This is a genomic window from Dyadobacter sp. HNCC25DJ184 (genome assembly GCF_056895215.1).
Genome location: NZ_JBXHAQ010000001.1, coordinates 264,435 through 289,410 on the forward strand (window position 1 = coordinate 264,435; position 24,976 = coordinate 289,410).

19 protein-coding genes are annotated in these 24,976 nt (G+C 41.9%); 8 read left to right on the plus strand and 11 right to left on the minus strand.

Features of this window, described 5'->3' with window-relative positions:
* Positions 1-28 precede the first annotated feature (28 nt).
* Positions 29-3,634, plus strand: a complete 3,606-nt coding sequence (locus AC1XUD_RS01030; RefSeq protein ID WP_483359075.1) for a PAS domain S-box protein — start codon at positions 29-31, stop codon at positions 3,632-3,634.
* 138 nt (positions 3,635-3,772) lie between these two features.
* The gene (locus tag AC1XUD_RS01035; RefSeq protein WP_483359076.1) at positions 3,773-6,664 is read left to right on the plus strand and encodes a TonB-dependent receptor domain-containing protein; all 2,892 of its coding nucleotides are present in this window, start codon (positions 3,773-3,775) and stop codon (positions 6,662-6,664) included.
* Positions 6,665-6,750: 86 nt separating this feature from the next.
* Here the strand turns inward: AC1XUD_RS01035 and AC1XUD_RS01040 are convergent, their stop codons facing one another.
* The 4 genes from AC1XUD_RS01040 to AC1XUD_RS01055 all read right to left on the minus strand — a co-directional run bounded on the left by AC1XUD_RS01040 (position 6,751) and on the right by AC1XUD_RS01055 (position 11,282).
* On the minus strand, positions 6,751-7,368 hold the full coding sequence (locus AC1XUD_RS01040; RefSeq protein WP_483359077.1) for a LysM peptidoglycan-binding domain-containing protein: 618 nt from the start codon (positions 7,366-7,368) through the stop codon (positions 6,751-6,753).
* A gap of 60 nt (positions 7,369-7,428) precedes the next feature.
* Positions 7,429-7,917 (minus strand): 5-(carboxyamino)imidazole ribonucleotide mutase, encoded by a 489-nt coding sequence (gene purE / locus AC1XUD_RS01045; protein WP_483359078.1) that lies wholly within the window; start codon positions 7,915-7,917, stop codon positions 7,429-7,431.
* Between the two features lie 54 nt (positions 7,918-7,971).
* Positions 7,972-9,105, minus strand: coding sequence for a 5-(carboxyamino)imidazole ribonucleotide synthase (locus AC1XUD_RS01050; RefSeq protein ID WP_483359079.1), 1,134 nt, complete (start codon positions 9,103-9,105; stop codon positions 7,972-7,974).
* A gap of 119 nt (positions 9,106-9,224) precedes the next feature.
* Positions 9,225-11,282, minus strand: coding sequence for a BatA domain-containing protein (locus AC1XUD_RS01055; RefSeq protein ID WP_483359080.1), 2,058 nt, complete (start codon positions 11,280-11,282; stop codon positions 9,225-9,227).
* Positions 11,283-11,561: 279 nt separating this feature from the next.
* Here AC1XUD_RS01055 and AC1XUD_RS01060 point away from each other — a divergent pair, with 279 nt between their 5' ends.
* Both AC1XUD_RS01060 and AC1XUD_RS01065 read left to right on the plus strand, forming a co-directional pair.
* Positions 11,562-12,113 carry a YcxB family protein gene (locus AC1XUD_RS01060; RefSeq protein WP_483359081.1) on the plus strand — a complete coding sequence of 184 codons (552 nt, stop codon included), beginning with the start codon at positions 11,562-11,564 and terminating at the stop codon, positions 12,111-12,113.
* 124 nt (positions 12,114-12,237) lie between these two features.
* The gene (locus AC1XUD_RS01065; RefSeq protein ID WP_483359082.1) at positions 12,238-12,702 is read left to right on the plus strand and encodes a GNAT family N-acetyltransferase; all 465 of its coding nucleotides are present in this window, start codon (positions 12,238-12,240) and stop codon (positions 12,700-12,702) included.
* Here AC1XUD_RS01065 and AC1XUD_RS01070 read toward each other — a convergent pair.
* Together AC1XUD_RS01070 and AC1XUD_RS01075 are read right to left on the minus strand one after the other, a co-directional pair.
* Positions 12,696-13,295 carry a DUF1684 domain-containing protein gene (locus AC1XUD_RS01070; RefSeq protein ID WP_483359083.1) on the minus strand — a complete coding sequence of 200 codons (600 nt, stop codon included), beginning with the start codon at positions 13,293-13,295 and terminating at the stop codon, positions 12,696-12,698. The genes AC1XUD_RS01065 and AC1XUD_RS01070 overlap by 7 nt on opposite strands.
* Positions 13,296-13,478: 183 nt before the next feature.
* Positions 13,479-14,042 carry a hypothetical protein gene (locus tag AC1XUD_RS01075; RefSeq protein WP_483359084.1) on the minus strand — a complete coding sequence of 188 codons (564 nt, stop codon included), beginning with the start codon at positions 14,040-14,042 and terminating at the stop codon, positions 13,479-13,481.
* Between the two features lie 266 nt (positions 14,043-14,308).
* On the opposite strand from AC1XUD_RS01075, the gene AC1XUD_RS01080 reads away from it, so the two are divergent.
* The gene (locus AC1XUD_RS01080; RefSeq protein WP_483359085.1) at positions 14,309-14,728 is read left to right on the plus strand and encodes an OsmC family protein; all 420 of its coding nucleotides are present in this window, start codon (positions 14,309-14,311) and stop codon (positions 14,726-14,728) included.
* A gap of 75 nt (positions 14,729-14,803) precedes the next feature.
* Here AC1XUD_RS01080 and AC1XUD_RS01085 read toward each other — a convergent pair whose 3' ends face one another.
* The 3 genes from AC1XUD_RS01085 to AC1XUD_RS01095 form a co-directional block, all read right to left on the minus strand.
* On the minus strand, positions 14,804-15,319 hold the full coding sequence (locus AC1XUD_RS01085) for a DinB family protein (protein WP_483359086.1): 516 nt from the start codon (positions 15,317-15,319) through the stop codon (positions 14,804-14,806).
* A 195-nt stretch (positions 15,320-15,514) separates the two neighbouring features.
* Positions 15,515-16,639 (minus strand): radical SAM family heme chaperone HemW, encoded by a 1,125-nt coding sequence (gene hemW, locus AC1XUD_RS01090; RefSeq protein WP_483359087.1) that lies wholly within the window; start codon positions 16,637-16,639, stop codon positions 15,515-15,517.
* Positions 16,640-16,855: 216 nt separating this feature from the next.
* Positions 16,856-18,907 (minus strand): TonB-dependent receptor, encoded by a 2,052-nt coding sequence (locus AC1XUD_RS01095; protein ID WP_483359088.1) that lies wholly within the window; start codon positions 18,905-18,907, stop codon positions 16,856-16,858.
* 358 nt (positions 18,908-19,265) lie between these two features.
* Here AC1XUD_RS01095 and AC1XUD_RS01100 point away from each other — a divergent pair, with 358 nt between their 5' ends.
* Positions 19,266-19,724, plus strand: coding sequence for a hypothetical protein (locus AC1XUD_RS01100; RefSeq protein WP_483359089.1), 459 nt, complete (start codon positions 19,266-19,268; stop codon positions 19,722-19,724).
* Between the two features lie 78 nt (positions 19,725-19,802).
* On the opposite strand, the gene ctlX is transcribed toward AC1XUD_RS01100, so the two are convergent.
* Both ctlX and AC1XUD_RS01110 read right to left on the minus strand, forming a co-directional pair.
* Positions 19,803-20,750 carry a citrulline utilization hydrolase CtlX gene (gene ctlX, locus AC1XUD_RS01105; protein WP_483359090.1) on the minus strand — a complete coding sequence of 316 codons (948 nt, stop codon included), beginning with the start codon at positions 20,748-20,750 and terminating at the stop codon, positions 19,803-19,805.
* 220 nt (positions 20,751-20,970) lie between these two features.
* Positions 20,971-22,422: an arginine deiminase family protein gene (locus AC1XUD_RS01110; protein WP_483359091.1), complete on the minus strand. Its 1,452-nt coding sequence runs from the start codon at positions 22,420-22,422 to the stop codon at positions 20,971-20,973.
* A gap of 309 nt (positions 22,423-22,731) precedes the next feature.
* On the opposite strand from AC1XUD_RS01110, the gene sufC reads away from it, so the two are divergent.
* Together sufC and sufD are read left to right on the plus strand one after the other, a co-directional pair.
* Positions 22,732-23,493: a Fe-S cluster assembly ATPase SufC gene (gene sufC, locus AC1XUD_RS01115; RefSeq protein ID WP_483359092.1), complete on the plus strand. Its 762-nt coding sequence runs from the start codon at positions 22,732-22,734 to the stop codon at positions 23,491-23,493.
* 55 nt (positions 23,494-23,548) lie between these two features.
* Positions 23,549-24,865 (plus strand): Fe-S cluster assembly protein SufD, encoded by a 1,317-nt coding sequence (gene sufD / locus AC1XUD_RS01120; protein WP_483359093.1) that lies wholly within the window; start codon positions 23,549-23,551, stop codon positions 24,863-24,865.
* The last annotated feature ends 111 nt before the right edge of the window (positions 24,866-24,976 follow it).

A 24,976-nucleotide genomic window follows, 5' to 3' on the forward strand; every position in this document is an offset into this window, starting at 1 on the left:
GCGAATAGATACGCGTTGAACTATGGAAATGATTTCATCACAAACGGATTGGCAAACGATCAATGCTACCCTTCGGCATTTGAACCTGATTGGAATAACCTTTACGCCTGACTTTATTATCAAGAATATCAGCGCGCATGTGCTGGTGAAAACCGGCTGGACTGAGGAGGATCTCATTGGAAAAAGTATGTTTGACGTTTTGGTACCAAAAGAAGACGAGTCCGAAATCCGGCAAATGTTGGAGGAGGGTTTTCAGGGTAAGCGTAGATTGGAGCAACGGGAAGTACCTTTTTTAGCCCAAAAAGGAACAGTTCGTACCTTTTCGATCAACTCGGTTCTCATTCACCAGGAAGAGGGTGAGGTAGAATATGTTACGGTAATTGGGCCTGATATAACCCGCCGTCGGCGGATGGAGTCGTCGATCGCGAAGTCCAATTCGCAGTTGCAGGATCTTGTCGATAATACCAGTGACCTGATCCAGCTGGTTGCCATTGACGGGAAATTCATATTTGTCAACAAGGCATGGCGTGAGGTTTTGGGATATAACCTGGACGAGATCGCCTCCATGCGGTTGCAGGATATCGTCCACCCGCAGCATATAGATGAAGTTTCAGCTCAACTTGAGGAGATCAAAAATGGGCATTCCAATCCTAATTTCGAAGCAGTTTTTCAGAATCGCGATGGTAAAAAGGTATTCGTAAAAGGTAGCGTTAATTGCCGTTTTGACAATGGTAAACCAACTGCATTTCGCTGTATATTAAACGATTATACTGAGACTATACGGGCAGAGAAAGCTCAAAGTTTATATTACAGCATTGCCAACTGGACGCTGAATACCCCCAATCTTGAAGATTTTTACCATTCAATTCACGAAGAACTTGGCAAGATTATCGATGTTAAAAATTTTTTTATAGCTCTTTACGATCCTAGCGAAAGCTATTTGTATTTCCCATATTACGTAGACGAATACTTTAAAGGTAATGTAAGATTTACCAGAAGAAGATTAGGAAACGGGGTAACAGAATATGCCATTGCGTCCAACAGACCGCTTTTTTTGTCGGATAAGGACATTGAAGAATTGGCAAAACGGAACAGCTTATATCTATATGGAGTAACTCCGAAACTTCTGCTGTGCGTGCCGCTTCGGATTGGAGATCGGGTAACGGGTATTATTGGTGTCAAGTCTTATGACAATCCGAATATGTTTGACGCCAGGGATCTGGAACTGCTCGAGTTCATTTCCGGACAGGTGGCGTTGGCAATTGCTCGTAAGCAAAGTGAACAGGAGCTGAGCAAATACGTAGCGAGACTGAACGCTATTTTTGACAGCAGCTCGCATATCATGTGGTCTGTCAACAAAAGTTTCCAGCTTACTTCTTTCAATAAGAATTATTCGAATCTGATTCAGAGCCAGGTAGGTGCGAGACCATCTTTGCAACTGACGCCGGAGAAGTTTGGCTGGAAAATGGTAGGGAATACCAACAGACGAACTTTGGAAAGTAAATACCGACTGGCACTGAAAGGTGAGCCTCAATATTTTGAGTTTAAAGTCGATATTAAAGATGGCTCAGAAATGTGGCTTGAGTTTTACCTTAATCCAATCCGATATGAAGGTGGTGTGATCGAAGAGGTCTCCGGTATTGCTCGTGATATTACGAGAAGGAAGGAGGCGGAGCTTTCACTACGCAATAGCGAAGAACTGTTCCGGAGTATATTTGAAAACCTCCAGGATATTTATTGCAGAATAGATCGGGATGGGCGGATTACAATGATCAGTCAGTCTGTGTTGAAGCGCATGGGATATATTCCTGCCGAGGTTATCGGCCGACAAATCACGGAGTTCTTCAATGACCGTGAAAGGATACATTCTGCGTTGATTCGCCTGAGAAAGACGAAAAGTTTACGGAATTTCGAAATTACGATGCGCCGTAAAGATGGCTCTGAGCGTCAGTTTATGATCAATATGCTCATGTTTACCAACGATAAGGGTAAGCCAAATGAGGTAGCTGTTCTCGCAAGGGATATTACTGAGTTGAAACGAAATGAGCTTGAATTACTGAAAGCAAAGGAACATGCGGAGCATTCGTTGAAAGTAAAAGAGGGTTTCCTGGCCAATATGAGCCACGAGATCAGGACGCCGATGAACGGTGTGATAGGGATGATCGACCTTTTGGGCGAATCGAAATTGAATGACGAGCAAAGAGACTATGTAATGACGATCAAGCGGTCGTCGGAAACATTGCTTAATATCCTGAATGATATTCTGGATTTGTCGAAAATTGAAGCGGGTAAAATGGTGCTGCACGAAGCGCCGCTGGCTGTTGAGGAGTTGATGCTGAAACTCGTTTCCCTGTTTGGCCAGGCGGCGAAGAATAAGGGTAATACCTTGACATGCACGGTTGATCCGGAGATTCCAAAATATATCATCGCGGATCAAACCCGTCTGCTACAAATACTCTCGAATCTAACTTCGAACGCGCTGAAATTCACTGAAAAGGGTGCCGTTCGGATCTTCTTGAAATTGATTGAGAGACGTGGCGACAAGATTAAAATCAGAGTGGATGTACAGGATTCGGGAATCGGAATTAGCGCGACGGACAAACAGATTCTGTTTACCTCATTTACACAGCTTGACAACTCCTCGAAAAAGTCATTTGGCGGAACGGGCCTCGGACTGGCGATTAGTAAGCAGCTTTCCGAAATGATGCACGGCGGTATTGGAGTGGAATCTACTCTTGGCAAAGGCAGCACTTTCTGGTTCTCGTTTGAAACAGAAGAAACCACGATGGCCGAAGTGGAAACAACGACTCTTGCGGAAGATCAACCGATTGAAAACGTATTTGTCGACCTTCATCCGGAGATATTGTTGGTAGACGATAACGCAGTAAACCGGAAGGTGGCGAACGAAATTCTGAAAAAATCGGGTTGCAGGGTAGACTTGGCCGAAAGCGGATTTGAAGCAATAGATAAAGTTTTAAAGCGAAATGCGCCTTCTGAGCGAATGTATGATATCATCTTTATGGATATCCAAATGCCGGATATGGATGGAGTACAAACAACTCAGGAATTGAGAAAAAAGATTAAAAGCCTACCTCCGGTTGTTGCTATGACTGCCTATTCCATGAAGGAAGACAGAGACCGTTTTTTGTCCCAGGGAATGGACGATTATGTTCCTAAACCGATCAGAGCGCATCTTTTGGTGCATAAAGTGAAGGAACTGTTGAATAAGAGCAAAGGGGTTGTGGCTGAAAAACCTGTGGCGAAGGAAGAAACTATTCCTGCCTTGCCTATTTTAGATAAGGAAATAATTGATCAGCTAAAAGGGATTGGCGGAGCCGACCTCGTGTTATCTGTTTTCGAAGATTTTGTAAATGAATCTACTGACATGATAAAGGAGGCGTTGGAAGCATATGCATCGGGTGATATTCCAACGGTTAAAAGTAATTTGCACACATTGAAAGGCAGTGCTGGTACGGTGGGGGTGTCTCAGGTTGCAGAGATTGCCAAGGATGCAGAGTGGCGGCTAAAATCAGATGACACTTCAACGTTGTCCGTTGCACTACCGGAATTGGACAAAGCATATACAAGATTTTTGAATGTATATGAGGATACCTTGAAGGATTGGTTAAAATAGCGTCATAAAAATTCAGAAATGGAGTGAATTAGTAGATAAAAACGGGCAGTTGGTCGATTAACTGGCAATTTTCGGTAGGGTAGTTAAACTATTCCTGAGAGGCGTACTCTAAAAGCAAACTCTTTTACGAATTATACCATGAAAGCGCCCTGGACTCAACTTTTCCTTTTTCTTCTAATCACACTGCCGACAATGGTTAACGCGCAGAGCCTTCAGATTTCAGGCACTGTGTTAGACAGTGCAAATAAATCTTCGGTGGTCGGAGCATATATTGCGGTGGGTAAAAATACGCCCGATGCCAAACCAGAATATGTCACGACGGATGTGAATGGAAAGTTTGTCTTTTCCGGCCTTTCTCCCCAAACGAGTTATTTGATCAAGGTGACCTACCTAAGTTATGGTGATTTTTCAAAAGCCGTATTTGTTCAAAATCAGAATATTGATTTGGGAAATGTGATGCTGAAGGAGGTAGCATCAAATCTGAAAGAAGTGAAAGTGGTGGGGCAGGTTACGCCAATGGAGCAAAAGGGGGATACTACACAATTTAATGCAGCCGCATTTAAAACGAATCCGGACGCAACGACCGAAGATTTGATTCAGAAAATGCCGGGGATAACGGTAACCAACGGAACTGTTACTGCCCACGGAGAAACGGTGAACAAGGTTTTGGTGGATGGAAAACCATTCTTCGGTGATGATGCTGCACTTACCCTCAAATCACTTCCCGCTGAAATCGTAGATAAAATTGAAGTCTTCGATAAACTTAGCGATCAGGCAGCCTTGACAGGTTTCGACGACGGGAATTCCCAAAAAACAATTAATATCGTCACCAAAGCAGACCGTAAAGTGGGGCAGTTTGGAAAAGTGTTTGCGGGATATGGTACCGATAATCGTTATCAGGCGGGAGGGAATGTGAGCTATTTTAAGAATAACCAGCGCATTTCGATTATCGGATTGAGTAATAATATCAATCTGCAGAACTTTTCCAGTCAGGATTTATTAGGAGTCTCCGGATCCAGTGGCGGCGGCGGTGGTCGCGGTGGGGCAGGAGGAGCGTCGAGTAATTTTCTGGTGGGGAATCAGAGTGGTATCACTGGTACTAATTCGTTTGGCCTTAATTATTCCAACAAATTTGGAAACAAGGTGGACGTGACGGGGAGCTATTTTTTCAACAGAACCAATAATTCAAATGCTCAAGCGAAACAACAGGAGTATTTTTTTAGCGATGTAAACAGCAATCAGCTTTATAATGAAACGAGCAATACCGGCTCTGTTAATTCTAACCACCGCGTCAACTTCCGTATTGAATATAATATCGACAAAAAGAATTCTCTGATTTTTACTCCAAGATTGAGCTTTCAGGATAATAATTCCCGCAGCCTTACAGCCGGAGAAACGTCTCTCAAAACTGGAGAGATGCTAAATGCCTCTGAGAACAGCAAGACAAACGGCATCAAGGGGTATAACTTTAACAACGACATCCTTTACCGCCACTCGTTTGATAAAAAGGGCCGAAGTATATCTTTCAACCTGAATACCCAACTTAATGATAAGAACGGGATTGGAAGTCTTTATTCGAAAAACCAATATTTTACGAATAAAGAAGTTCCCGGCGACACGATTGATCAACAGAGTTATACTTCTTCAAATGGTACATCATTAGGTGGTAATCTGATATATACTGAGCCGATCAGCACAACGGGACAGTTACAGTTTAACTATGGATTGACGTTGAGTAATAGCAATTCAAAAAAGGAAACATATAATATGGGACCCGACCAAAGTGGCTATACTGACCTGGATACTCTGCTGACCAATAATTTTGATAACCGTTATGTTACGAACCGTGCTGGTATGGCTTATCGCTTTCGCAAAGGTCTTTGGACAGCCAATGCCGGACTTGATTTTCAAAATACCGGACTATATAGTCAACAACTAGCTCCAAATGAGGCGAAAGTAGATCAATCATTTACAAATGTGCTTCCTAATCTGATGTTGATGTATCGCTCGAAAAGTGGTACTCAGTTCCGGGCGTTTTTCAGAAGTTCAACCAATCAGCCTTCAATTTCACAATTGCAAAATGTGATAGATAATAGTAACCCGCTTTCGCTAACTGCCGGAAATCCGGATTTGAAACAGGAATACAGAAATACTTTGAATATTAGATATGGCTTATCTGGCGCTAACAGACCTTATAATTTTAACGCTTTTGTATTTGTTTCTCAAACCAACAACGCCATTGTAAACTCCACGTATATAGCGCAGGAACAGACCCAGTTGCAAAATGGAATAACATTGGAACAAGGAGCAAAACTGACGGCACCAGTCAATCTGGATGGAAGCTGGAACGCCAGAACATTTTTAACTTACGGTAAGCCGATTTCAAAAATTAAACTGAACGTAAACCTGACAACGGGAGTCAATTACACCAGAGCGCCGGGGATGATCAATTATGTGCCTAATTTTTCAAACAGCTATGCTATTTCACAAGGCCTTGTTTTGAGTAGTAATATCAGTGAGAAGTTAGATTTTACTGTCTCATATTCAGGTAATTATAATATAGTTCGAAACTCGATTCAGCCTACTTTAAACAGCAACTATTACACGCAGGGTTTGACTGGTCGGGTTAACTGGATATTTGGAAAGGGATTTGTGCTTTCAACCGATATCAGCAATCAAGCATATCGCGGATTGGGTCAGGGATATAACCAAAACTTTACTTTATGGAACGCGAGCTTTGGTAAGAAATTCCTAAAAAACAATGCTGGGGAGCTGAAACTAACTGTTTTCGATATTCTTAAACAAAACAACAGTATTACAAGAACCGTTACAGAAACCTATATTCAGGATGTAACGAGCCGAGTATTAACACAGTATGCAATGCTTACTTTTACATATACGCTTCGCAACTTCGGAAAAATGCCAACTCGCAGTAATGAAAGAAGAGGTGATTTCGAAGGGCCTGGTGGAGGTTATCAAAGAGGCGGCGGTATGCCAGTGGGTGGAGAGAGAGGACCGGGCGGGTTTTAATTCCAAAACAACGTCCACAAAAAAATCGCTAACCATTGGAAAGCGATTTTTTTGTGTGCCCAAAAAATGGCGAAATGCTCTTATTTTTATTTCCTATTGGCGAACGGAATTACCAGTTTCTCGCCTCTTTCAGCGAAATCCTTCGTTTTGCCGTTGGCCTTCATAATTGCTTCTTTACTTACATTGTATTTACTGGCAACCACACGTAAAACATCGCCTGGACCAACAGTATGAATCGCTTGAACTTGAACAGAAAGCTTAGTTGTACCTGCTTTGATATCTGTCACATCCGAATTCAGTCCCTGAAGAGTTTCAGTATTCAAGTTATATTTAGATGCAATACTGGTCCAGGTTTCACCACTTTGAACCGTGTGTTTATATGATTGTCCCCCAAGAGATGAAGCTGATATCGAAGGGGTTTCCTTTTTTGTTGGCTTGGCCTCTGTGGGAACCGTAACAGGCTCATCAGCCGTTCTTTCTTCTTCAGCAGGAGTACTGGCGTCTTCCTGGTCTATCGGGACAGTCGTAGTATCAACCACAACAGATGTCAACTCCTCCGTATTGCTGGAACTGTCGGTGATATACTCGTATCCAACATACAATATCGCCAAAACAAGCAACACCAAAACGCTCAGTGTTATGATAGGCAAATTGGACTTTTCGACGGGACGTACATTTCTCTTTTTTGGGAACTCGTCTTCCATAGCTTTACTTGATCGTTGTTTTTTGTAGTGTTATTAGTGGAAAATAATAATGTGTTGCTGTTAATCAGGCTGATTTCTCAGTTCCTCATTCATTACGGCGACTTTCTTTTTCAATTCGATTTTAAATTGATCTAATCTATGTCCAACCTCCTGATCAGACACCCCAATGATCTGAGCTGCTAATATCCCTGCATTTCTTGCGCCATTCAAAGCAACTGTTGCGACCGGTACTCCGGAAGGCATCTGTAAAATAGAAAGAATAGAATCCCAACCGTCGATAGAGTTGCTCGATAATACAGGCACACCTATCACAGGCAAACTGGTTACCGCAGCAACCATACCTGGTAAATGAGCGGCACCTCCTGCCCCGGCAATAATTACTTTGATACCTCTGGTACGAGCTGCGGAAGCATATTCAATCATTCTTTCAGGCGTACGATGGGCCGACACAATTTCCATTTCGAACTGTATCCCCAGCTCTTTCAATGCCTCTGCTGCTTCTGCCATCACCTTTCTGTCCGAAAGGCTTCCCATTATAATCCCAACCATTTAATTATTGTATTTTACTTCCTTGAACAACGTCTGAAATTGACTTTCCTTATATTAACCCTTGGTAATCACCCGGATATTCTTTTTTACAAAATCTACTTTTTCTCTTAAAGCCGAAAGACTGTGATCCATGATGGTGATATGCCCCATTTTCCGGAACGGCTTCGTAATGGCCTTCCAATATAAAAATGGAAAAACCTGTTCAGTCGCCAGAAGCTTCTCCATTCCCTCATATACTGCCGGTCCTTCGTGGCCATCTTCGCCCAACAAATTCACCATTGCAGACGGACCGTATGCCTCTGTACTGCCCAGTGGTAAGCCTAAAATTGCTCTCCAGTGTTGCTCATATTGAGACGTTGCATTGGCGCGAATCGTATGATGTCCGCTATTATGAGGTCTCGGGGCCACTTCGTTAATTAGAATTTCTCCTGATTTTGTAAGAAAAAGTTCGACAGCGAGCAGTCCTACTATCCCAAATTTTTCTGCAGTTTGTGTAGCTATTGTTTTTGCCTGAATATCAAGCTCCTCAGGTATCTCGGCTGGCGCAAAAAGATACTCAACCAGATTCAGTTCGGGATGAAAAACCATCTCCACGGTTGGGAAACAGCTTATCTCACCTGATTCATTCCTAGCAACGATCACCGCAAGTTCTTTTTCAAAATCAACCGCTTTTTCCAAAAGTCCCGGTTGATCAAAAGCCTTAGGGAAGTCAGTTGCTGTAGCTAACCTTTGAACACCGCGCCCATCATATCCGTCTTTGCCCAACTTATGAAATGCGGGAAGGAAATCCGTATGTTTTGCAGCGTCCTCTCTATTTTCAGTTAATATGAAAGGTGCAGTCGGAAGTGCATTTTCGCTATAAAACTGCTTTTGAATTCGCTTATCCTGAATTTTCCTGATTACAGAAGGCTGAGGAAAAACTTTTTTTCCTTCTTTTTCCAATGCCTCGAGTGCTTCAACATTTACTTTTTCGATCTCAATGGTGATGATATCGAGATTCTTTCCAAAATTATAAACCGTGTCGTAATCCTGTAAAGATCCTTGTTGGAAACTCGGTGCGATGTTACGGCAAGGGGCCGATGCATCAGGGTCAAGTACGGAAATGTCGAGGTTCCAGTCTATGGCTGCCTGCAACAACATCAGACCGAGCTGTCCGCCTCCAAGAATTCCTATCCGCGATGAAAGCATTTATATTAAGTCTTATTTTTAAAATACAAAATTGGCCTAAAAAGTGCTAAACTGAAAGTATTTGCCGAGAGATTAGGCAACAATCTGATTTTATTTGTGATGGAACTCAGGAAACAGGTCTATTTCATGAACCGTATCAAACCTATTTCGAGGAGCAAAAATAGTAGCGCGCCATATAGAAAGTACTTCCAGAGGCTTATGCCCAGGCTTTGTTTTCTAAACTGTTCTGCGAAGTCGGAGTCGTCGATCCGATCAAATATTTTGACATTTTTTTGACCTGCAAATATCCTTCCCAATTCATCAGGACTATAATAATCCAGTTTCGACTCGTTATGATTGTGATTTAGAGCAATCACCTGCTCTGGAGAGTCGCCATTTAACAATTCGTAGTAACCTGCATGAAGTCCCTGATTTTCACCAGCTTCCGGCAATTCTAATAATAACTGCCCTCCGGCTATGCGCTGGATCGGGATGATTTCATTTTTGCCGGTTCTTAGTTTATATACATTTCTGGAGCTAGCATTGAAGATTGGAAGACTGATAGGGTTTTCGTCAAAGGTATAAGAAGTCCGTTGTTGTCTCACACTTGCAGCCGCTATTTTATACATAACCGGCACAAACAACGCATGCTGTGCCATAGTGCTGTACTTGCCCACCAAAGGAGATGAGAAAATGTAAGTTTTTCCTTGTGCACTATTAGTTTGTGCCAGAAAAGGTTGCCCATTTCTGAGTGTAAGTAATTGATTTCCAGACTTGCTCCATGTCCAAATGGGTGATGCGGCTGGAAGGTTCAGGTTGTTGTCATTTCTAACTGACTCCTCAAATACGTCCGAAAAAAATGGATTGTTTCGATCTGGCGCAACAACAGAAGTAGCTTCGGAGTTGTCGGCGGAAACGCTGGCAAGCCCTGAAATTCCGACACCGCTGGACAACTGTTTGAAATTTTCAAAGTCAGCCATAGCCGACGGGATGATCGTAAGACTACCACCTTTTTGAACAAAATCGTTCAAATCCGTTATAAATGAAGATCCCAGCTTGTTTACACCATTCAATATCACCAAGTCTGCATTTTTCAGTAGGCCGGGGTCAATATTGTTAATATCCTGATTTTGAAGGCTGAACAAACTATCGTTGGCATATACATTTTCAATATACTTGTCGTTCGAGGCATTGTCATAGATATGAAGGACTTTGATAACTGGCGATGCATTGAGCACAAAGAAATATTCATTATCGAAAGTCACCGGGAAATCGTCAAAAGTGATCTTCCCTTTTTTATATCCTTTTCCAGTAAGGTTAAAGTTGAATCTGGCGGTGGCACTGCCGTTCGCCGGGATATTGACAGAAGCAGTAGAACTTTGGGTATTGTCCAGCGTGAGTTTCAAAACTACATTTTGGGCCGGCTCATTGCCGGAGTTGCTCACTTTTACTAAAAGAATATTATTCTGCAACTCTCTTATAAAAGGAGTATTGAGCCATGCCGAATCGACATACACATTTTTCTCTGTTTGCGCTTGGACCGGCACCAAAAACAGGCGATCAGAACTATCGGTTCTTAGCTCAGATAATTTTCCTGAGGTACTTTTTTGAAAATCGGAAAACCAGAAAAGCTGGCTAGCCGCACGACTTTGCTGTCTTGCGATCAGATTTTTCTGACGAGTATATACCTCTGGTAATGTTCGTGGAGTTAGTGAAAGGCCTACTGTCGTAAGGATATCACGGATTTTTTCAGAAGTAAACAAGCCCTGTTCCTGCGCAGAAAAGTCGTTTGTGACGAGTTGGAGAGAGGTGGCATTGCGCATTAGTCCAAGCAATTCGCCCAGGCGGCTCGTGGCCACGTCAAGATATCTTTTTGAATTAAGCTCGTTCTGCATGCTGAACGAATTGTCCAGATATATGCTGGTGATCCCTCCCTGATTAACCGGAGAAGTCTCGTCTTTGGAAAGAAAGGGTTGCGCGAAAGCGAAAACCAGACAAGCTACCGCCAGAATTCTTGCAAGCAAGACAAGCCAATGCTTTATTTGCCTGACTGAACGGGTTTGGGTATCAACGGCTCTCAAAAACGCAACGTTTGTGAAATATATCCGTTTGGTACGTCTGAAATTGAAAATATGAATGGCAATAGGTACCGAAACGGCAAGCAATCCCCAGAGAAATGACGGAAAAAGAAAACTCATTGATGTGATCGTAATTCGGATTCAGGATTTTAAGACAACACACTTTCAATGTAGGCAGGCTACCGTTTCAGGATATATCAACGGCCCTTGCTTTTTGCAAATTACGCTAAATTCCGGTAACAGTTTTTTATTTCAACGCCTTTCTGATAAGTCTATTGCTTTTTTCTAACTTTGCACTGTGAAACGATTTAGGAATCGTTGTTGGTTACCTTGATATGAGTTCATTGCAGGAGGATTGGAAGAGGACCGGAAAAAAGAATTATTTTATAAAATACATGTATGGCCAAAGTATCGGTAAATAAACACCAGCCAGTTTATCAAATGCCCACGAACCCGGCAGCGGTTCGAACCAAGAAATATGCGTTGCCAACCAAGAAGTATATCAATATCGCAATGCGTTATTTTTTCAAGACTCAGATTAAGTGGGGAATGGTTCCACTGGCACTGATTCTGATTAACGCAGTTTTGAACCTGACAGGAGTATATCCTAATCTATGGATTTATATTACTGTGTTTGTTGGAACAATACTATATGTACTTTTTTGGGTCGTTCAATTTGCAGGCATTACTCAGCTGGCTCAATATAAGCCTATGTTTGAGAAGTTTCAATACGAGATCGACAATCGTCAGATCTTGATGAAGCTGAACCAGAAAGAAGGTAGTCTGATGAAGTGGGATCAGATACTGGACGGCTATAAGGACAAAGATTCATATGTGCTGATTATTTCAAAAGGTCAGTTCATTCACCTTCCGTTTAATATTTTTAACTCGGAACATGAGATTAAAATGTTTGAACGAATTTTGAAACAGAAAGAAATTTTGAAGTCATAACAGACATCTAAGTACGTTGTAAAAGCCTGGTGTCCCACCTGGCTTTTTTTATGACTTCACTGTCTAATCCGCCCTTTTAAGGGAGCTATTTGATAACGAATGGTTGACTTATTCATTGATAGACATGCTATTGACGATTAGAGAATTTAAGGAAAAGGATCGCGACCAGTTGAAAGATCTATATATGCGGGTGCGTTACGAGAGTTTCGAGTGGCTTCGGAAAGACAATTTTATAAAAGATACTTTCGACGCAGATACCGAAGGGGAGCGGATACTGGTCGCGGAATACGGACAAAAAATAGTTGGGTTTATCAGCGTCTGGCAGGCTGATAGCTTCGTACATCACCTTTATATCGCGACCCAGTTTCAGCGCCAAGGCATTGGTTCGGCACTTTTAAATGCGGTGAGGGTCAGTGTCCGACAACCCTTACAGCTAAAATGTTTGCATAACAATAAGAAAGCCATTGAATTCTATTCCAAACTAGGTTGGGTCGCGAAAGCAGACGGTATATCGGCGGAGGGTCTGTATACCCTTTTTGAATTTGGTGTTCAGGAAACTGTTGCGAGGATGGAAATGAGCAATCAATGAGTTTTGGCGAAGTTTTGCTCACCTGCCTCGATAGCAGATTTTAGGTGATTTGTTTTTGGGGGAATGGGGCAGCTATATCCTTCGCTGAAAGCGCAATATGGATTATAAGCACGGTTGAAATCGATAACAAATTGATTATCAACAAAGTCTGTCGTCTTTAAATCGATATATCGACCACCACCATAAGTTTGCTTTCCGTTGGTCAGGTCTTTAAAAGGAATAAAAAGATAGTCTTTGTATTTTGGGTTGGTCTGCAATTGTAAGCTACGATAGACCAGCAGAGATTCTTGCTTTCCCTTTATCTCGAATGTGAGCTTCCCATATGCAACATAGCTTTTCACCTTTCCACTACTTGTAGGCATATCAAATGGCTCGGCATCAGAGGTTCTTTCAAAAGTAGCCTTCACTTTGAAACTCGGGTCCGCGTCATAAAATCGTAGGTATTTCAAATCCTTTTTCTTTAATGGTGAATTGGGCGAGGATAAAAAATCCTTCCTGTATTCATCTCTGAATTGCTCGGTTTCTTTGACAAAATCCTGACCGAATGAGATATGAGCAATAAAAAGCAAAAGTGAGGTAAAAAACAATTTCATAATTGGAAGTAATTTGTGTGATCATCCAATCAAAAATCCGGCATAGGAAAGCCGGATTTCTGATTGGATGAAGGGAATTCAAAAATTCTGTTTGCACAAGCTTATGAAGAAGGCCATTGCTTGTTCGACAATTGAGTGACCAGCTGACTGGGTATCCCTGACCCAATCTTGCTCCTAAAATTTCTAGTTAAGCTCTATTTTTCGAATTTTTGATTCATCCAAATGGAGCAACTCTTTCACCGCGTTATAATCTTTATAATCGATTGAACCGCTTTTTCTTGCAGCAAAATCAGAAGGGAGAATAACCACTCTGAATGTTTGATTTTGCGTCCAATCGCTGGCAAGTTTGGTTAGATCAGTTGTGCCATCCATAAAAACGGAGAAGTCCTTTTTGGTTCTGTCAAAATTGTAAACGACAAAATTGCCGTTGTTATCAACAAAAGCAGTTTGAGGAAGCAACCGCCAGGTATCAAGGGTTTCATTCCCAACTTGCTGAGTGCCCCAATGGATATAAACCAACACCGCATCTGACTCAAGAACTTCCTGAGATAAATCGGCATCTGCGAAGGTCAATCCGAATTGGAAGTTGTTAGCACTTGTGAAATTTACTTTTGTAAGATCAAATGTCTGTCCGATCGTGGCGTTTCCTGAGTCTCCCGGAGGGCCTTGCGGTCCTTCCGGACCAGTACAACTTTGAAACAAAACGAAAGATAATAACAGGATTAGGGGCAAGAGTTTTTTGTTCATGACGTTTTAAAATTTATGTGTTTGTACTTGCTGATTTTACCCTTGGATTATGAATTTGGCCGGAAGTTTAACAAGAGCAATGCCTATTAACGCTTGTTAACAGGAACATATTGAAACAGCCAATGCCCACGATCCAAGGATAGACACAAAAGTAAGGCGTTTTTTTACCGGCGTCCCTAATAATTTAATAATTTGCGTAGATAAACTTCTGGCATTACTTTGCCTCGTATTAACTACAAAATTGTAAACTTAAAATCTATATCATTATGATCAATCGTAAGGCAACCGCAGTTTGGAAAGGTAGTGGAAAAGATGGAAGTGGGGTAATTAGCACGCAAAGTACAGTACTTGAGAATACTCAATATTCATTCAATACGCGATTTGCAGACGGAAAAGGTACAAATCCGGAAGAGTTGGTTGCCGCAGCACATGCTGGATGTTTTGCAATGAAATTGAGCTTTGAGCTAAATGCAGCTGGTTTTACGGCTGATGAATTAAACGCAACGGTTACCATTTCACTGGACCCTGCAAAAGGGCAAGTGGTGAAAAGTCATATTGATCTGACTGCAAAGGTTCCGGAAATTACTCCTGAGAAATTCGCCGAGGTGGCGGAAAAGGCTGAAAAAGAGTGCCCTATCTCGCAGCTTTTAAAGGCAGAGATAACGATGAATGCTGAACTGGTTTAGAATTATTTCAGCTTGATTAAAATTACGAAGCCGCGACTGGACGAATTCCTGCCGCGGCTTTGTGGTTTTTTATGGCTAATTGGATGCAGACTGCATTTGCTCCATCTCATCGGCGCTTGGGCCATAACTTCCTGGAATAGGAATGTTCAATAGGCGAAGGAACACACCCAATTGCGCTCTGTGGTGAACGATCTGACAATAGCACATGCGAATGACATCACGCTTTGGCTCGGTGAAGTATATCTGAGCACCCTCTCTCATCGTCCACATTTCTTCCAGCTCTTCTTCTGTTGCATTTTCAAGGGCTTCACGACCTTCGGCAAGCACTTTTTCGAAATATGCCAGCAAGTCTGCCTCATTATTTATTTCAACAGGATTATACGGGGTTGTCGCAAAATCAATCTCTTCTGTTTCGAAAACCATTTTAACCCAAGTTGGGATTTCGGCAATATGCGTTGCCAAGCTTTTCACCGTCATGCTTTTTGGATGTGGCTGCCAGTCAAATTTTTCAGTAGGCACCTTCGATAGCATTTTACGCGTGATTCCGGCTTCTCTGGCGAGCTCTTCTAAAAATAAAGGGATTAGTTTCATAAATACAGGTGGTTTGTTTTCTTGATGAAACAAAGTAAATACACGCCAATGACAGCCCTATGTCAGTAGTAATGGGGGGAAATGGAAATAATTTTGGGGTTTTTGGCGCTACGGATTGTCAGGGAGTGGCGATTGATTGTCAGTGAGTTGGACGCTTTATTGTCAACCTTCACCTTTCAAATTCTTGAAGCGCGGCTAGTCAATGAATAGATCAGCTGATATTTTGTCGGCGAAGAGTTTGCCTTTTTGAGTGAGTGTAATGGTGGAATCGTTGATATTAAGCCAGTTAATGTCTTTCATTTTCGTGATATCCTCATTACGCTCTTGTAAAAATCGTCCTTCGGAAAGTTGTTCCAAAGTGCGAAGATCCACGCCCCATTTCGTTCGTAAACCTGTAAGAAGATATTCATTGGTCTTGTCGGCCAGCGTCAGAATCTCCACGGTGGCAGGAATTTCATCTTTTGCGATTGCTTTCAAATAAAGCGCATTGTTGGAGACATTATATTCCCTGCTGATTCCATTAAATGAATGTGCACTGGGGCCAACGCCAAGATAAGGTCTTGATTTCCAATAGGAACTGTTATGGCGACTGTACATTTCGTTTGCTGCAAAATTGGATATCTCATATTGTTCAAAGTTGTTCTGAGCCAAGCTGTCAATCAATATTTCGAATTGAGTTGCTGCAAATTCTTCATCAATAGGTTGTATTTTTTTTGTTTTTAGCCATTTGCCGAATGCGGTTTGTGGCTCTATAGTCAGGCAATAAGCTGACACGTGCGGGATTCCCATGGCTGTGACCTTGGCAATATCGCTTCGAAGAATGTCATGACTTTCAGCCGGAATAGCATAAATTAAATCTACTGAAATATTGCTGATACCTGCGTTTTGCGCTTCTAGAACGCATCTTTCTGCTTCCGATGACGAATGCGCTCGATTCAGGAATTTGAGGTGAGGTTCGTGAAAAGATTGAATTCCGATACTGAGTCTGTTTATTCCGGCACCCGCAATTTGTCTGATCTTTTCAGAATTCAAGTCGTCAGGATTAGCTTCCAAAGTAATTTCCGCATCGTCGGTAATAGCAAAATGACTTTTTACCGTGTTCAATATCAGTTCCAACTCAGATTGATCCAATATAGACGGTGTGCCCCCACCAAAATAAACCGTTTCCAATTTGGCGGCTGGTAAATATTCTTTTCGCAATACAATCTCTTTCGCAATAGCCTCCGCCATTGCTCTTTTCGAAGTAGTATTCGTACTAAAGTGAAAATCGCAATAATGGCAAGCTTGTTTGCAGAAGGGGATATGTATGTAAAGATGCATCGGGGGGGCTGTTAGCAATTAGCTGTTTTCAGCTTTTTGTTATTAGCTATTAGCTTTTAGTTTTTTTAATTATTTGAAAATCAATACATTGCTTAAATATTCTCGTGCGCGAACAAGTAGATAGATTAGGTCCTGCTCCTAACCGCTAACCGCTAACCGCTAACCGCTAACCGCTAACCGCTAACCGCTAACCGCTAACCGCTAACCGCTAACCTTTCACTTCCATTCCCATCCAACTTTTACGCCTGCCCATAAATTATCTTTTGGCGCGCCGTTATAATATCGGTTTCCGAAAGCATTAAGGTCATAGCCGAGGCTATATATTCCGGCATTTACTTTTTCGGCTGAGGCAGACAGTTCGCTGTAAAAATGACCACCCCATTTTTTCTTCCATGAAACCCGGCCAATCCATTGATTGTAAGCCGTATTTTTGACAGTATTGGCGTCATTCAAATAAAAAGATCCACCATATTGGTAAGTTGCAAAAAACGAAATGCCATATTTCAGCAGCACATCAAGGCCGGCAGTTTGGGTTAAACGAGGTATACCGGGGATTAGTTTCCCGCTAAGATTGGCTTCGCCTTGGGTATAGTCTTCAAACGTGTATTTTGTCCAGGTACCCGTGTTCCATATCTTAAGATTAAGAGGAGAGCTTGGGTTGGATATCAGATGGTACGAAATATTCCATTCCAATCCATTTTGTTTGGTTTTACCTGCATTGACATAATATTCTGCCCCGTTTTCATCAGATCTTCTCACGATTGTTTCATCCAGCGCAAAGTGATATAGGCTTACTTCCCCGGTAAAACGATTCGTAATTTTACGAATTCCGATTTCTGTATTATTGCCCTGCTCCGGGTTCAAATCTTTCCTAAATCCGCCTGCTGAAGGGCGAACTTCCTGAAGAGTAGGAGGAGAAAATCCTCTACTAAATGATGCAGTTGCCGACCATGTTTCGCCGAGCAGTTTATTTAAAGCGATTCTCGGTGAAAACACCCCGTCAAATTTCCGCTGATCCTTGCTATTCGGAAGCGGGAAAAAGCGCTCGTATTTATATTGCAAAGTGTTGTAGCTCAATCCAACAACCGCAGTAAGATCTTCAAATAAAACAGCTTCCAGTTGACTGAACAAGGTTAAATTCTGAGATCTGATATCCTCAACAGTTTGCTGCGCTCCTGGCACGCCACTTTTGTTGTCATAGTTGCGTTGGGCCGACTTACCGTATTGCCATTCAAATCCACTTGTCCAGTTCAACGACACATTGCGAAATGTTGAACGATTTTGCCAGGTATTTCTTGCCCCCAGTCCTTGCTCATCCCGTCTTTCATAATTGGCGATAAAGGGATTGGCAAAGTCAGTGGTGGTCAGATATAATGCGAGGTTTTGTGTCCAGTTTTTCGAAACCTGAAGATTATAATTTCCACCTAAAAATGCCAGTCTGGTATATATTGCTGCTTTTTGTGCCTCACTTCCCGGAACGGTTGGTGTCGATTGACGAGCAAGTGTTGGGTCGGTTTGGTATTGCGCCAGGTTGATCCCTCCCGGAGTTTGGTAGTAAATATCGGAATACATTCCCAGCAACGACAGAAACCCTTTGTCTCCCGTTTTGATTCTGGTAGTGAATCTTACAGCATCTCTCACCATGGCACTATTATGCCTATATCCATCTGTCTCAGTATGACCATATTGAACGGTTGTTTCTCCCAATTGAATCAGACTGTTCCGATACTGAAAACCATATTTGCCAAAACCCGCTGCTTGTTCAACCCTGTTTTCTTCCGGGTTTGCATTTTGACTGGAAAGCATCACGACTCCACCTGTGCCAGCGCCATAAAGACTACTTCCGGGGCCCTTGATCACCTGCATTCCGGTTATTGCTCCAAAGTCGACAGAATTTAAAGGAGTATTCCCAGCAGCATCAGTGAAAGGGATTCCGTTCCAGTAAAATTTCACATTTCGAACACCAAATGGAGAGCGGATCATACTTCCCCGAACGGCAAAACGGTAGCTTCCTGGCGATCTTTCTTCCATTTTTACACCTGGTATTGTGCTTAATGCGGCGGCCCAGGTTGTTTGGGGGTATTTGTTTAACAATTGCGGAGTCAATAAACCAACTGAAGCGGTTGTTGATAGTCTGTTCGAGTTAGATTCAAAAGCACTTATTTTGACTTCATCTAATTGTTTCGCCAGTGTGTCACTTTGAGCGTTTGTTGTCAATGAAGCCAGTAGGCAGATAAATAAAGTACCAAAAAGGGAAAATTGGGTCATAATTAAGGGGTTATAGGAATATTTATAAAAGGGGTTATAATAATATTAATGAAAACTGCATATCATCTAGCAGTCGTTTAAGATTTTTTGTAATGAATATGGTGGGATGATTATCCAAATTTATCTATGAAGTAATCAGCTTTACATTAATTCTTCCATTAAAGTCAATAGCCTTCAGTTTCTGATGTGAAAGACATCTGAAATTAGATGCAAACCCTATTGTTCGGACATTTTGTTTTTCGTTGGGCAAAGATTTCTACAATTCATTATCAAAAACCTTCAATAAGCTGCTGGTAAAGTTTTAGTAAAGTAACAACCAACATCGCAGCCAGATTTTTACAAAACTAATTAACAGAAAATGAAAAAATTAACATTGCTTGCTTCAACACTCATGTTGTGTGGAGCTTTAACATTGACAAGTTGTTCAGATAAAACAAAAGATTCGGCCAAAGATACAATGGAAGAGGCGAAGGATGACGCGGCTGATAACATTGAAGATGCGAAAAGTGATATAGACGATGCCACTGACGACGTGAAAGACAAGTTGAAAGATGAAAAAGAGTCGTTAAAAGCAGATTTGGAACAAGCTGAGGCCAAACTTGACAGAAAGTTAGAGGAAGCTGACGAAAAGATAAAAAAGGTATCAGGACAAGAAAAAGAAAAATGGGAGGAGCGCAAGAAAAAATTGAAAGCTGAAAAAGAGGATTTGCAAGCTTCGATTCGCAGGACCAGTGATGAGACGGCTGACAAATGGGACGCCTTTAAAGCAGATACCAAAGCTAAGCTTGAGCAGATCAAAGAAGATATAAAAGACTAAAGTAGGATTAGGAAGGTTAGATATTCAAAAGGGGACCAATTGGTCCCCTTTTGACTGTCTAAGCAAGAGAGGTGAGTATTAATTTCTTGGCAGATGGATTTCGGTTATCATGCACCGGGCCGAACCTCCACCATTTCCTTCAATGATGGAGAGATCCGTGTGCAGAATCCTTGCATAATCGTTCAAAACATTTTTTTGCTGAGTACTTAGACATTCATATGCCTGCGTCGACATGATAAGAAATTTTTCATCCTTATTATTTCTGACCATCAGCATATTACCGGCGAAATGTGCGACCTGATCAAGAGTTAGTTCAATGATATATTTGTTCGTTTCCTCCAAAACGGACCTGACGAGTTGTCTTTCATCCGGATTCGTAATGCTTTGCAGACATACGACGGCGAAAATATCTCCTATACACATCATCACATTTGTGTGATATATTGGATTGCCCTTATCGTCAAATGCCGAGAATGCGATAATTTCATAACCCAGATGGTCGGCAAAACTTTGTAAGACTTCCGGGTGGGTTCTTGGAGAAAGGCAAGCGTAAGCAATTTTATATCTTCTGTCCAAAACCATACTGCCGGTTCCTTCCAGATACTTTCCTTCATTTTCAAAATGAGATAGATCAATAATCTCTTCTACTTTGAAATTTTTCCGAAGACTTTGGATAATATCTGCCCTGCGTTCTGTACGGCGATTTTCGGCCATCATCGGATAGAGTACCACTTTTCCGCTTTGATGAAAGGACACCCAGTTGTTAGGAAAGATGGCGTCGGGTCTGTCGAACTCCTGGTTATCGTCAAATACAAAAACTTCAATTCCCGCCTTTTCTAATTGCGAAACCATCAGTTCAAATTCTTCTTCTGCGGCAATAGCTATGCCGTTTGAAACAAGGCCTTCTTGCTGAAATTTATTGCTTTCAGCAGTTTGGGTGTTGAAGGAAAAATTTGCCGGTTTGATCATCATAATCTGTGCGGCAGACTGTGGTTGTATCTGGGCAGTGGATGTGATAACACGCATGGCTGAGTTCAGATTAATTATTTGAAATAACTATAAATGTACGCTGTAAATGGCGACATTGGGTAATACCAAATTTACATATATATGCGCTCTGTTACAAGCAAAGTCCCACGCGATTCGTGCCGAATTTTGATTGCCGCTAAGACGCGAGGTTCAGAAGTATATTGAGGATCAACTGTTTAGTATTGTTACTCTATTTTTAAAATTGCATTGCTTTCCATCAATCTCTAAGAAGAGGCATACTCATACAATGTGATCCTCCCCGGGCGCGGGAAAGCTCGGCCGATGGAAGGGTAATAAACGTATGCGAAAGGGTTTCGGGAAAAAGCTCGTCATTTTCGAACTTCTCGACCAGTTCGGCTGCGCCGATGATATTAAACCCTTTCTGTCTGAATGCTTCTATCGTATTATCGTTGCGGTCATATCCGATTACAACGCCCTCGCGAAGTGCCAGCAAATTGCACGAATCTGTCCACTGTTCTCTTTCGCCAAAGGGAAACTCATTGTTTCCTGAATAGATAAAACTGACTTCTTCTTTGCAATTCAAATCGTTTTGGCTGATATCTTTCAATAGATCTTCCAGGTTTTCAATATCTATTGGCTTGTGTTCCAGTCCTTTGATGAACTGAAGAATACGAAATTCCTTTGAAGGTTCGGGCGTAGCGAAAAAGTGAAGTACGTCGCGTTTCTTGGCGTCGTCGCCGGTTCTGGCCAACGCAGCCAGCAGCACCCAAATGTTCTTGCTCACTTGGGTAAAAAGGGTGTCAATATGCATATAATCCCGTTTTTTTGGGATTTTGATAATGGTAATTGTGTCTACCGCACTTCTTTCGAAAAGAATTTTCATCACCTGTTGAGCCGCGAAAAGAGAAGTTCTTTCACTGCATCCGATCAAAAGATGGCGGGGCGAAACCATCATCACATCGCCGCCTTCCAAAGTACAGCGATGATAGTCACTGGCTTTTTCTTCGTCGGGCAAGAGAAAATGGCGCTCATTGTCAGGAATTTCGATGATCTTGTCTTTGTATGCGGCAAATATGGGGTGGTAGAAAAATACAGCCTGAGCGAGAATGGATTCCCTTGTCCTGGCAGATTTGGCAGGTTTGTTTAAAAGAATATGGTCGTTAATCACAATTCCAATATCTCTCATAAAAATAAGGTTCGGCAACGGCGCGAACAACATTCTTTTGTTGGGCAGCGAGCCTGAGATAAATATTGTAGCCAGTTCATCAGCGTCATATTCCTCAAATTCTTCCTGCGTTTGGAAAGTACATTTTTCAATCCCGCTTATAGCAGCCGTCAGTTTTACTCTAACTGATTGTATTTCAAGTATTTCACTCAGTAGTTTCTGGATATCAACAACTTTGTCTGAATTGAAGTAATTATCTGAGCCAGGTATGAAGAACGACCTCGTCGGGTCGGCGTCGATCTCTTTAAGTTTTCCTTTGATCTTCGCAGGATCTAGGAAATAAAGTAATATTTTGACATAATAATCATACTCATCCCGTCTCATGGTGTCCAGATGCACAATATCTTCGAATAACCAGTCTTGTGCTTTGGAGGGTATTACCTTTCCCAAGCCTCTGTCGGGGCTGTGGATAAGCAGTCTTCGCAGCGGGTTAATTTCAGTAGTTACGTTAATTTTCGAAGTATAAGGTTTCCCTGATTTCATAAGTTCATAAATTTAAATTGTTAAACGAAGAGTTAACTGAGGGCATGCCCGGCGTACATAGCTGCTTTTCGCAGAGTTCCTGTCCGATGTTCTCTACGTAAAACGCTCTTCACTCTGCTTTTCAAAACCATTTCCAGACGAAACCGGACTTCTTAATAACAACGGTCGTCGGGAACGTCCAGCCAGTAAAAAAGGTTAACATTGTAGGTGCAGACCTTTAACTTGTTGGTCTACATTTTAATATACGGGCAAAGGTTGCTACTTTTGCGGTAAATTACCAAGAACTACATATTAAGTATAAATTTAGTTATGCTGTCAATTAAAGGATTGCGTGCCTCTATCGAGGGGAAAGAAATATTAAAAGGAATCAACCTGGAAGTGAAACCTGGTGAGGTTCATGCTATTATGGGACCAAACGGGTCTGGTAAAAGCACGTTGGCTTCTGTTCTTGCCGGAAGAGAAGACTACGAGGTAACCGAAGGAAGTATTCTTTTCGAAAATAAAGAGTTACTTGACCTGGCAGCAGAGGAACGAGCAGCAGAAGGAATCTTTTTAGCGTTTCAATATCCCGTAGAAATTCCAGGTGTGACAACCATCAATTTCCTGAAAACAGCGGTTAACGAAATCAGAAAATATAGAGGGGAAAGCCCGCTTGATGCCGCTCAGTTCCTGAAAATGGTAAGAGAGAAGGCCAAGTTGGTGAGTATGAATGATTCACTATTGAAAAGAGCTTTGAACGAAGGCTTTTCGGGTGGGGAGAAAAAACGTAATGAGATATTCCAGATGGCAGTTCTTGAACCGAAACTGGCTATATTGGATGAAACCGACTCTGGTTTGGATATCGATGCGTTGAGAATTGTGGCTGAGGGAGTTAACTCACTCCGTTCTCCTGAAAGATCGGCGATTGTGGTAACGCACTATCAGCGCCTTTTGGACTACATCGTACCTGATTTTGTACACGTATTATATAAAGGAAGAATTGTTAAGTCTGGTCCGAAAGAATTGGCGCTGGAATTGGAAGATAAGGGTTACGACTGGATTAAGGCAGAAGTGGAAGCTATAGGACAATAAGTCTGAGGCGGTTGAAGCTAAAAACCTTGATACATTAATACCAATTTAGAATCCCATGAGTACCGAGACAATAGATTTAAAAACAAAGTTAGTTGTTGATTTTCAGGCGCGCGAATCCATTATGAATGGAGAGGCAAGCTCTGCATTTCATCAAAAGAAACGCGCAGCCATTGCCAGATTCGACACGCTTGGTTTTCCTACGATAAAAAATGAGGAGTGGAGATACAGCAATGTAAAGGAGCTGATCAACGGAAGCTATGAGTTTGGGGCAAAAAGCACGCTAACAAGTGACGACCTGGCCAAACTCAATATCCCCGACCAGAATGCGAATATCCTTTATTTTGTAAATGGTCATTACCACCCGGAGCTTTCGCAGATCATATCGTCTTCGAAAACGATTACGATAGACTCGCTGCAAGCTGCATATAAAGAAAATCCGGAACTGGTTAACCAATACTTCGATGGATTTAACGATACCGACAATGCATTCACAGCACTGAACACAGCTTTTGCATTGGACGGCGTGTTTATCCATGTTCCTGATAATCAGGTGGTAGAGCATCCGGTGATATTGCGTTTCATCTCTGACTCGAGAACTGAAAATGTTGGAAGTCAGCCGAGAAATATCGTTGCGATCGGAAAAAATGCGCAGGTGAAAATGGCCGAGGCGTTCCGAACAATTGGCGAGTTCCGTTCATTTACCAATGTTGTTACTGAGGTATATGTAGCTCAGGAAGCAAACGTGGAGTATTATAAAGTTCAGAACGAAAGTGAAAATGCATACCACATTGGTACTACTCAGGTGCATATGCAGGATCGTTCCCATTTCTACGCAGGTACTGTGACTTTGAATGGAAAATTCACGAGAAATAACCTGAATATCCTGATCGACGGAGAGCGTTGTGAAGCGCATATGTATGGCCTGTATTTCCCGGATGGAAATCAACATGTTGATAACCATACCGTTGCAGACCACATGAAGCCTAATTCTGAAAGTAATGAACTTTACAAAGGAATTTTGCGCGATAAGTCGAAAGGTGTTTTCAACGGTAAAATATTTGTAAGGCCTGACGCTCAGAAAACCAACGCGTTTCAGTCATGCAAAAACATTGTTCTTTCTAACGAAGCGACGATGAATACCAAGCCGCAGCTGGAGATATATGCAGATGACGTGAAGTGTTCGCATGGAACGACTACTGGCCAGATCGACGAGGAAGCATTGTTCTATATGCGTTCAAGAGGTATATCTAAGCCCGAAGCGATGTCTTTATTGATGTATGCGTTCTGTGCTGATGTGGTTTCTCAGATCAAAATCGAATCAATACGGGAATATCTGGAAGGCGTGATTGCAGAAAAGCTTTCGGACAGATAAACCTTTCGGTTCATTTTATTATACTGAAGATATACAACTTTGCCTGTTTTTTGGGAAAAATATATTACCCAACCTATATGACATTGGGTTGGGTATTTTAATAAATTAAGG